General features: G+C 55.1%; 7 protein-coding genes and 1 pseudogene. All 8 read right to left on the minus strand.

The window, feature by feature from the left end; all coding sequences use genetic code 11:
• Positions 1–995: pseudogene (locus tag RMSM_RS21330) on the minus strand (hypothetical protein); the annotation flags it as partial.
• Positions 996–1,045: 50 nt separating this feature from the next.
• Complete coding sequence (locus RMSM_RS21335; RefSeq protein ID WP_008701094.1) at positions 1,046–3,376, minus strand: ABC transporter substrate-binding protein; 2,331 nt, start codon at positions 3,374–3,376, stop codon at positions 1,046–1,048.
• Between the two features lie 10 nt (positions 3,377–3,386).
• A complete protein-coding gene (locus RMSM_RS21340; RefSeq protein ID WP_008701096.1) occupies positions 3,387–6,737 on the minus strand; it encodes an outer membrane protein assembly factor BamB family protein in 3,351 nt (1,116 codons plus the stop codon).
• Positions 6,738–6,874: 137 nt separating this feature from the next.
• On the minus strand, positions 6,875–7,669 hold the full coding sequence (locus RMSM_RS21345) for an ExbD/TolR family protein (RefSeq protein ID WP_052031733.1): 795 nt from the start codon (positions 7,667–7,669) through the stop codon (positions 6,875–6,877).
• Positions 7,670–7,676: 7 nt separating this feature from the next.
• Entirely contained in the window at positions 7,677–8,153 is a 477-nt protein-coding gene (locus RMSM_RS21350) for an ExbD/TolR family protein (RefSeq protein WP_008701100.1), read from the minus strand.
• Between the two features lie 4 nt (positions 8,154–8,157).
• The gene (locus RMSM_RS21355; protein WP_008701102.1) at positions 8,158–8,649 is read right to left on the minus strand and encodes an ExbD/TolR family protein; all 492 of its coding nucleotides are present in this window, start codon (positions 8,647–8,649) and stop codon (positions 8,158–8,160) included.
• A gap of 159 nt (positions 8,650–8,808) precedes the next feature.
• Positions 8,809–9,528 (minus strand): MotA/TolQ/ExbB proton channel family protein, encoded by a 720-nt coding sequence (locus tag RMSM_RS21360; protein ID WP_040768723.1) that lies wholly within the window; start codon positions 9,526–9,528, stop codon positions 8,809–8,811.
• Between the two features lie 269 nt (positions 9,529–9,797).
• The coding region (locus RMSM_RS41170; protein ID WP_160168341.1) for a hypothetical protein at positions 9,798–10,585 on the minus strand (788 nt) is incomplete at its 5' end.

Consider the following 10,585-nt stretch of genomic DNA (forward strand, 5'->3'; position numbering starts at 1 on the left):
CCTTTGGCGTTTTTCTTCCCTGCATCTTCAATGCGAACCACTGGTGCAAACGCTTCGATCATCGTCCGCCCAATCGTGCTCGCCATCTCCGAGGGCTGGACAAAGTTTTGGGTGGCGACCGGACCAAAATGTCGCATCAGCGTATCGATCTCGACGACGCTGACGGTGGCCGGAGCGACGTCTTCGTCGATGCGGACGACAAAAATCTTGTCGTAGGAATCAATCGCTTCGATCACTAAACCGCTGAGCGGCAAAGGAATAATCTTTGCCTCGGGGTCATCGAGCAGCAGTGCCATTCCGCGTGAAACCAAAATGGCTTCGGTCGCAGGATTCTCCCACATCTTGCTGACGGCGATTGCATCACCGTCGACGGGAAGCAAGCGATCGTTGACACCGTCCATCGACACGTCGCCGGCATCGGCAGCTCGTCGCCGGACTTCGTCGATCATTCCCTGAGTGCTGTGCACATCCTGGATAATCTCTCCGACGTTCGCAGCCGTCCTGAGCCGAACGGCATCCTCGTGATCACGTTTGACGGCCACCACCGGATCGGAGGCCGTGATCGCCTCGTAGGTCATTTCACCAAGATTTCGGCTTGCCGCGTTGGCGACTGCGGCCGGAGCATCGGCAAAGTCCAACCGCCAAACCGCAGCAAAATCACGATCAAGAAACTCTTGCAGCGGCTGCCGAACCGATTCGGCATTGACTCGCGGATCGTCCGACACGATCCAAACGAGAACCTTGTACGGCGAAAAATCCCATGGTTCCACCTCGGCTTCTTCGTCCGCCTCGGCCGGCTTGGATGTCGTCGAACTCGAAGCCGCCGAATCGTTTGAGGGCGACGCAGGAGCATCTGCCGCAACCCCTTCGGCCCCGGTTAACGACACCGCAGGCTGCGCAGCCGCATCGGGCGAATCATCAGAACAACCGAGCTGCATCACCAGACACAGCATGGCAGCGACGAAATAAACAAGGTTCCTAGCGACGACTGTCATATCGAAAAATCCAAAAACACCACGACTCCTGGTCTGAAGTACGCTGCGACTCAATGATTCAATTGCCATTTATCCGCATTCTGGTAGAGCGAAACGATGTCGTTTCCGACGCCTGTCAATTCGCGCCGATAGGCATACGAATCGACCATTTGCCACAACGGCAAAACTGGCAATTCATGGTGAGCGATCGCGTGCAAATCGAGCAAACCGTCACGCACCATTCTCCAATCTCGGGCTTCTTCGATTCGCCGCAGCCCCAAACCGACGAGTTGGTCACTACTTCCCGCCAACCCTTCGGGACCAAGCAAACGACGTGCGTCAATGATCGGTTCCCAAATCGCAGCCGACACATACACAATATCCGCAGTTCCAGGATCCGGGTACGTTCGCCCCACAGGAAGCTCGACCAACTCAATTTCCAAATCCAGCAACTGCCACTGGCTCATGATGGCTTCACATGCCACCCGTGATAAATTGTCTGCCGGAAACGCTAACCGGATCGGCTTCATCTCAGGCACCGTTTCTTTCTTGCGATCGGCCATCGCTTTCATCTGGTTGGCATTGAGCGTCATCAACAACTTTGCCAAACGAGGTTCATAGCGACGCGGACCAATGCTTTTGTCATAGGCATAGCCCAATGGGTCATCCATTTCGATCCCGGCCGGAAACGGTCCCGACACGACTTGGCATCCTGGGACTTCAAGCCCCTCGAGCAGTTCTCCGTTGAGAATGTCTGCGCGGTTGATGCCATACACCAACGCGCGTCGAAACGTTCGTTCGGCCAAGTAAGGATGATCCGAACAAGGGACCAACATATGCACCGTGGGCAGCGGATAATTCTTGACGCGAATGTCACGACTCTTACTCAGCCGAACGGCATCGGCAGGGAACAGTTGATCCAACACATCCAGTTCACCCTGCAGCAACATGCTGACGCCGTCGCTTGCCGAAGCCTGCCGAATTTCGACTACCTCGCGAAGCTGTTCGGGAGTCTCCGGTTCCGCCGCCAAGATATAGCGAACCGTATCCTCGCTCTCGGCATCACGCTGGTAAGCACCGGTGGGTGCTCCTTTTTTGCCTCCAAACCAGCTTCCATCAATCGGAATCTGCAACAAGCACGAGGGCAACACATGTGGTCGACGCAGCGTGCACTCGACTCGTTTGGGGCCATCCATTCCAATCGCTGTCACCGCCGCAGCCCAAGGTGAAAAATACTCGGGTGTATTGCGAGTGGCACGTTCGGCAAGCTTGTCGGCGATAGTGAAACCTCGAATCTCACTCAATGGCGGCTTCAGCTTTTCCGTTTCCAAGACCAGATCAAACTGGGTTCGATAAGGAGTCGTTTCGGTTTCGCCGAAGACAAACTCATATTCGCCCCCCTCGGGCCCGGCGCCTTTCATTTCAAACAAAGTGCGGTAAACCAAGCGTCCCGCGCGACGTGACGCCCAATTATCAATACGCGTCGGATCCAGCACGGTAGCGGTTTGCAACACGCCGACGCGCACCAGAGGATAGATGGCATCGATTTTTCGTATTAGCTCTTTGCCACCGTCGATGTCCGGTCGCACGGCAACACTTTCACGCGACAACGCCCGAGCAGCGCGATAATCCTCGGCCTCGAGTGCGGCGATCGCTTCTTTCTGTTTCTTCTGAGCCAGCTGTAGAAAAAGCTTGTTCCACTTCGAAATCGAAGCCAAACGACTCTCGCCGTAGTCTTTTTCCAAACGTGCGAGCATCTGCTGGGCATGTTCAAGATCGCCCTCTTTGACCAGCTTCATCATCAATTTGTCGGTGACGCCACTGAGGGCACCCAGCACCGTTTTAGGTTGAAACTCGGGCGCGTACCGCCACAGTTCTTCGAGCATCGCAAGGGTGGCTTCGAATTCGCCAGACTTGGCACGCTTGATCGCATCGTTCCACAAGAATTCGCTTCGCAACTTACGCAGCCCGGGACGATTGGGATAGTCGCGAATCAAAACCGAAAGGAAAGGATACGCTCCCTTGAAATCTTCCTTGGCAATCATCTCGGCGGTTTCACGTTCTAACCGAGTTTCCCAGAGATCGATTTTCTCAATGTTCTTCCAATCGGTGACGAATTTTTTCAATTCGATCCCGATCACCTCAAACTGCAACACCCCTTTGGGATCGCTGGGAATTTTCCGTCCTGGGAAATCCAGCAGGCGAGCTTTGACCCAACCGCCACCGGATTCTTCGGTGAGAAAAATAATATCGTGAGGTTCTTCCTGCAGCAGTTCCAAGCCAACCCGATCGGGGACTCCCGAATCAGAATAGTTGACGATTTGCGCCGAAACCGGTGTCGCCCAGGCGGCGAACAATAACCCGATCGCGATATAAAGCAGGTTTCGCATTTTGATGTTCATCAGATTCCCTTTACGATTTCGATGGAACATCGGTGATATAAACAACCCCTTCAGCCCCCGGCACCAACAAGTTTTTACCGACACTCAGTGGCGACGCAAAAATCGGCTGCCCCAAATCACTTTGTCCAAGCAATTCACCGGAGCCAGCATCCAGCGTCACCATCCAACCATCCTTGCCCGCGACCATCAACACGTTACCGTCAAGCAGCGAAGCACCGACAATCTCACCCTTGGGGACTGGCAGCTCGAATTTCTGTTGGCCTTCGCCGTCAAAGGCTCGCAGCACGGAATCGTCGGTACGCAGCAAACAATATTCGCTCGATTCCGCCGCGGTGACGGGGCCCCAATTGACACGGCCACCGAGCAGGACTTTGAATTTCTCGTCCAAGCTTGTCATATCATGCCCGACGACAAAATCGGCAGCCGGGCCTGCGACCGTGGCTACCAAGTCGCTTCCAACCGCCGCCGTGGATCCTAAAAACGGAGCCTCCAATTCCTTCTTGGCGAGCTCACGAATCTGTTCGCCCACCCGCAATCGGTACAGCTGTTTACGGCTGTCGGCGATCACCACTTGGTCCGCATCATTGGGCATCGCCACCGGGTTGGACCACGTCACCGAACCCTCCGGTGCACTCGCGGGCTGGAACGGGCTACCCAGCATTTGTCCGGTTTGCCAGTTCATCAAAACCGCGCGGCCCGAGGCGGTCGGAACAAACAAGCCGCCTCCGGCAAACAACGCGCCACCACTGGCTTTGCCGGACAATGCCAATTGCAATTTCCGCAGCTTTTCTTGACGGCGAGTCGGATCGTAAACGATCACATCCTCGGATGTGGCTTGATTCAGCATTAAACGCCGAGTCTCATCAATTTTGATCGGGTTTTCGAACCGCATCGCGATCCCGGATCCACCGGGATTTTCAACCGGATTCGCAGTCGATCCACTCGCCAACGCATCGCGATCGAGTTCAAACAGGGCGCCTTGCGTGGTGACGGCATGAAACCCGCCTCCGCCAGCGATCGGGACAATCATCGCGATGGGCACGCCGACATCGGTTCGCCAAATTTCGTCGCCTGTTTTCGCATCCGCTGCGGTCACTCGAATCGCCGAGGTACCACGCAAGATGCGGGCATGGACCAACGTGTTTTCACTGGTAAAGGGTTGGCCGATGAAGCGATCCGCTTCATGTTTAAACCAGTCCTGGACCACGCGCCCTGTGTTGATTTGCAATTCGTAGCGCCCGATACGTGTCCCGGTGATCCACATCTGCGATCGCCCCACGGCCATCTGCGTCGAGGTCGGCACATCATACGAGGCGACTTGTCGTGCCACTTCGCTAACCTGTTCGCGTTTAGCAGTCGGTTCGACTTCGAGCACCGAGACTTGGCCGAGGTCAGTCAACACGATCAACTTTCGATCCTGGATGATCGGTTTGACTTTGACATTCCCATCCAAACGGATCGATGGCTGTGCGACTTTCAATTCTCGACCTTGTTCGTTCACCCTCAAGATGTGCACTCGGGTGTAATCGGTCCCGGCATTCTCGAGCACAAACACGTGCCCCAATAGCGCTACCGGTGGCACAGCGACGGTACCTTCGGCGTGGCCAATGTAGAACGTCTCGTAACAGGAACCGTCACGCGAATTGAGCACATACAGGTTGCTATGGTTGCCGGGCACATAGGCCACTTTGGCTCGCTTATCGATCCCCGGTCCGACTTCTAAAGGCTGAGGAATCTGTGCGACCCAATTCGCCTCGCCCGAGTCGACATCAAGCGACGCGAGTCGGCCTGACTCTGTCGAAACGTATACCTCGTCGGCGACGTTGACCGGTTCGCTAAAGAACTCGTCAATCACACTACGCCAACGGATGATTCCGTCTTTTCCGTCGCATCGCTGTACTTCTAACTTGGCCGATTCACTTAACAGCACACCGGAACCATCGTCCAATCGCACCGGCAGATGATCCTGACCATAGCCAACGAATTTTCGCCACAACAATCCGCCGGTGTCTCCGGCAAATGCCAACATCGATCCGCCCGCACGCAGATACAAGATCTCGCCAATCAGATCGACCGCTTTGCGGCCTTCCATGGCGGTCAACACGATCGAACGATCGTTGGCACCGCCCTCTTTCGCATCGGCCACCTTGGGCACTTCGCTGGCGGGTTTCACCAGCGTTTTCTGAATGTCGCTGGCGGTGGCAATCAACGCTGTCAACCGCTCGTTGTTATGCAGCTCAGGAAACTCTCGCAGCAATTGAGCACGAACGTCATAAGCTTCTTTGGTTTTTTCGTCCTTGAGAAACGCATCCATGGACACGACCGATTCGTCCAACCGCACATTCCGATTGATCTCGCGGCGGACGCGTTGACGCATCTCGGCGATTTCCTGCAATTTTCCGCTCAGAGTCGTCTTCATGGCGGAACTCATGTAGTTTGGATTTTCCGTAAACTCCAACTGCTCGTCCAACTTGCCAAGCAGTTTCTCTTTCTCGGCGGTTTCTTTTTCTTTGTTGGCGACACGACCGATTTCGTGAGCGACGTCCACCAATAACGCAGCCAAATTCGTACGTTCTTCGTTGAGTCCCTCTTCGTTTTCGATCGTGGGCAGTTCTTTCTTCAGCAGCTCCAACGCTTCGGTCGGATCGGTCATTTCCTTTGCGCGATAGAACTTGGACATCACGATCCGCACGCGAGCAATCGACGAATACTGGTGATTTTCGCCAAAGGAATCGAGAAAGCTAATGTATGAATCTTGCGCCGGCGTGAATTGTTGTTGATCGTAGAGTTTGTTGGCATTGGCGATAAACTCATCCGCACTTTGCCGCGTCAACATATAGAACAAGCCGTAACCGGACAGCAACAACAGCACGATGATGCCGGCGAAACCATAGATTTTGAACGAATCCCAAACCGACTTCTGCTCCTTGGGTTTGGGACGGGCGCGTCGGGGACGCGAAGTGGCCGCTCCATTGCCCTGTCCGTTCTCGGCGACGGGAACGGCTTCCACGGCGACGGCTTCCACCGGCACGGCTTCGGCAACAACCCCGCCGGAACCATCGTCCTCGGCAGCGACCTCGAAAACCTCTTCGCCCTCCTCTTCGGGCAAGATCGACAGATCGTCCAGGACCGCCACGTCGGCAGCCTCGTCGCCCGGCTCCGCGTATTCAGCCGAGCGAAGTTCCCCAATCAACTTGGTGGCTTGAAACCGAGTCAGTTGCCCGTTATCGACCAACAGCTTGGCCACCGCCTCGGGAGTCACTCGCGTTCCCTGCTCTAATTGTTCACGGAGCGCCTCGATGATTTCCTGGTCGAGCAATCCACCGCGTTCGAGCCGATCGATCAGTTCATTTGCAAGCATGTTTAACGACTATTTCTATTCTGTGATAAGACTCAATCAATGGGTGGGTGATGCGAAGCAAAAAGCCATCACACCGCCGTGTTCCATACGATGCCCCTGAACCCGAAGTTCACTCCCGGCAAATTCGCATGACGGACCTAGTCAAATTCTTCGACTTGGGTGACTTGGAGTTCGGTATACCCTGCAATCGTCCCCGCATCCATGGCATCAACGAGTGCTTGTAGTTTTGCCATCTCGTGAACCTTGATGACTAATTTCATCGCATCGCTGCCGCCCGGCACCGCTTCCTTCAGTGCGGAAATCAAATTCTGCTTGCCCGGTGTTTCTCGTTCCCAGTCGGCTGCCATCACCAAAAATGACCCGCGATCATCGATCTGGACTTCCACCGAATCGAGTTCTTCGGTCTCTTCGGGATCAGGGTTACTGCTGGGTGCATCGGTTTGCTGGCGAGGCATCTCGATCGATTTCTGCAGACTGAACGATGCCGTGACCATAAAGAAGATCAACAACAAAAAGGTCACATCGACCATCGGCGTCATGTCCAGTTCGTCATCCTGGCGAGGTTGACGCTTGGGCACATCATCGTCTTCATCCTCCGCGATTGCAGGTTCTGCCGCAGCACGCGGCGCTGTCGCGACGGCCGACTCCGCTGGAACGACTGGGGCCGCCGCCGCAATCTTACTCGGCGACGGTACGTCGGAATCACGCGAGTGGTCGTTGCTCATGCCGGTGACATCGTCATCAACGAAACCGTCATCGACCCATTCGACCTCTGCGATCGCTTCGGGAGTGTCGTCAGCTTGCTGCGCATCGACCAACTCAGGCACATCCACCTGCGCATCGCAATCGGGACAACGCACTTGCCCTCCGGCAAAGCGGTCGTGGACGCTGTGCTCTGCATGGCACTGTGAACATGTAACGGGAATAGCCATGGCGACTCTAAAACTCTTCCACTTGATGGACTGCCAGATTCGTCAACCCCGCAATGCTGGCAGCGTCCAATCCGCTGACAAGCGATTGCAAATTCGCTTTCTCGTGCACTTGCACATCGAGTCGAAAGTCTGCGGAGGAATCGCCAACCGCACGACGAAGCGTTGTGACAAGCTGCTGTTTCCCAACCACATCCAACGACCAATCGGTGGTGGTGACGACGAAATCGCCCTGCTCATGAATTGAAAGCTCGATGCTGGATAGCGAATCGACGGGCGTCGCCACGACAAGGCTTGCTTTTTCGCTGGGCGTCCGCTGCATCTCGATCGCACGCTGCAAACCAAACGAGGCGGTAACCATAAAAAAAATCAAAAGTAAAAACGTAACATCGACCATCGGGGTCATGTCCAAATCGTCGCCGCGGCGAAACAGTGACGCATGCAATCCTTTTCTCGCAGGCAACGCTGCGCTAATGGATGACGACATTCGCTTATTCCTCTTTGACCGCGATGTAAGTCGATTCAATATCTTCAAACGCGTCGCCAATAATCTGCTGAATCCGAGTCACCTTGCCGACTTTGACATTCGCGTCACCAAGCAACATGACTTGATTCTTGTTTTTGCCGATCGATTTCTCGAGCTCCGAAGTGACGTATTCAATGATCTCGCTCGACTGAGTCGCTTCGTCTCGACTGAACTCGCTACCATCTCGGCGTTTCAAGATCACTTCGTCGCCAGCGCCGGGATCGACAAAGATGATCGCCGAATCGTCCGCCGACACCGCCAATCCGTTATCTGCCGAAGGAATTGTTCCGATCTTGGTGGGGTCCATCTTCGACGCGACCACAAAAAAGATCAGCAGCAAGAAGGTGATATCGATCATCGGCGTGATATCCATCTCCTCATCGTCACGCTTCTTGCGTGGCAACGCGAGATCATCCTCTTCTTCGAGAAGATCTTCGTGTACTGCATCTGCACTCATGATCGATCCTAAACGTGAACACCATCTGCAAAAGGAATGTTGCGCCCGCAGGCAGCACACGCCGCGGAAACAGTTGCGGTATGTTTTCGCCCGCGATCGCTACGTGCGATAACGGTCGTCACCATCACCCGACTTCTTTTTCTTTTGACCACGCCGTTGCTAACGCTGCGGCGACTGCATAACGGCTTCAACAGGCTCGGCCGCCGCCGACGCAGGAGTCGACGAGCCCCCACCAGGCCATTTGAGAAGAGCGTCTTTGTACTGAGTCATAAACCGAGCCAAACCGGAACCGACGAGGTCTTCCATTTTGGCAATTTTAATATTCACATTGGCCACCAAAATCATCAGCGGAATCGCGATCGCCAAACCACAGGCGGTGGTTCGCAGTGCGACGTTGATGTCACCGGCCAACAACGACGGTTCGACCGATTCGGAGGTAGCCAACGTCTTAAACGCCCCCATCATCCCGAACACCGTTCCGAACAACCCGATCATCGGAGCCGACTTGATTACCGTGCTGACCCAGGAAAGCCGGTACTCAAGATCACTCATCACATCACGCTGGAACCGGTCCAAAACAAATTGGCGGGCCCGCTTGTATCCAAGCTCGCGATGATGCATCGCCATTTCGATGATCTGAGGAATCGCACGATTATCGCCTTCACAATATTCTGCGACGCCGTCGAAATCGCCTCCACTGAGCATTTGTTCGACGTCGTCCATAAAGACATCCTGTTCATCCTCGCTCTTGAACCGCTTCTGATTCACTCGAGCCCAAACCACGGTCGCGCAATAAAGTCCCCACAAAGCGGCTCCCGCAAGTGCAGCGTACGTCGCTTGCGAGATGATATCGAAGATAGATATTTCAGCGAAAAGCATCGAGGATCTCGTCCTTCGGTGGATCAAAAGAAAAGGGTTAAAGCAGCCGTTCCCATAGAGGTTCACTCAAACAGGATAGCAATTCCAGCTTTATCCTAACGAATCCACGGATTTTTGGCGCGATTGCAACACGCAAAACGGATCGAAAAAGTGACAACCGTTCCGCATAGCCGCGCAAAACGCAATTTCCCGGCCCCCAGTGGCATGCAAAGACACGCTGTACCCCCAGCCGAGGCTGAGGCTGCCCGCTGCCCCCCGTGGCAATCGCCTCAATCCGACGTCCGGTACCGCTGCGAAGCCACCTGCCACACCCAATCGCCTGCGGATTGATCGAGCGAAAACACCGTTCGCCGCACGCTCTGCAAGCTTTCGTGTCCGTTGCGATTGGCAAACGCAAGCTCAATTGCTAACAACTGACGCTCTAATTCCGCAGGAATGAACATCATTTCAACCCGCTCTGCGGTGAGCTCGATTCCTGAGTGGCGGATCAACTCGTGGCTCCAACCCTTCAGCGGGCTTGCATCGGTGTAGCGAAAATAGATCCGCTTCTCTTCGGAACTTGCCGACAGATGTCGTTTCCTGGGGCCTTCGGAACGTGACAGATCGAATGCGTAATCCACCCCTGATCGCCCTCCGCCGACCACCCCCAACTCGATCGCAAAATGATCAAGCTTGACCGCATAATCCGCCCTATCGCTTGCAGCAAAAACCAACTGCCAGCGTTCGGCCGGCGGCACTAGCAGGGAAGAACCAGAATCCGGGCCCGCAGCACGACCGTCCTCACCACGCTCGGCCGCATCGCCATTTTGGCCATTGGCCGAACTTGATGATGCCGCCACCTGAGCAGCCGAAACCGCAACCTGATTCAGCGACATTTCAACCGGCAACTCTTCGAGACCTGCGACCTCGTCGTCGACCGGGACGTCAAAATCCGACACCGCACCTGCTTTGCTGCCCGCTGAAACCCACTGGGCTGGCGAGACCGGTTCGCCCTTGACCTTCGCTTCGCTGCGAAACACCCACAGCAGAAACAACACGGCAACGGCGGTCGCCACCA

The organism is Rhodopirellula maiorica SM1, from assembly GCF_000346295.1.
GTDB lineage: Bacteria > Planctomycetota > Planctomycetia > Pirellulales > Pirellulaceae > Novipirellula > Novipirellula maiorica.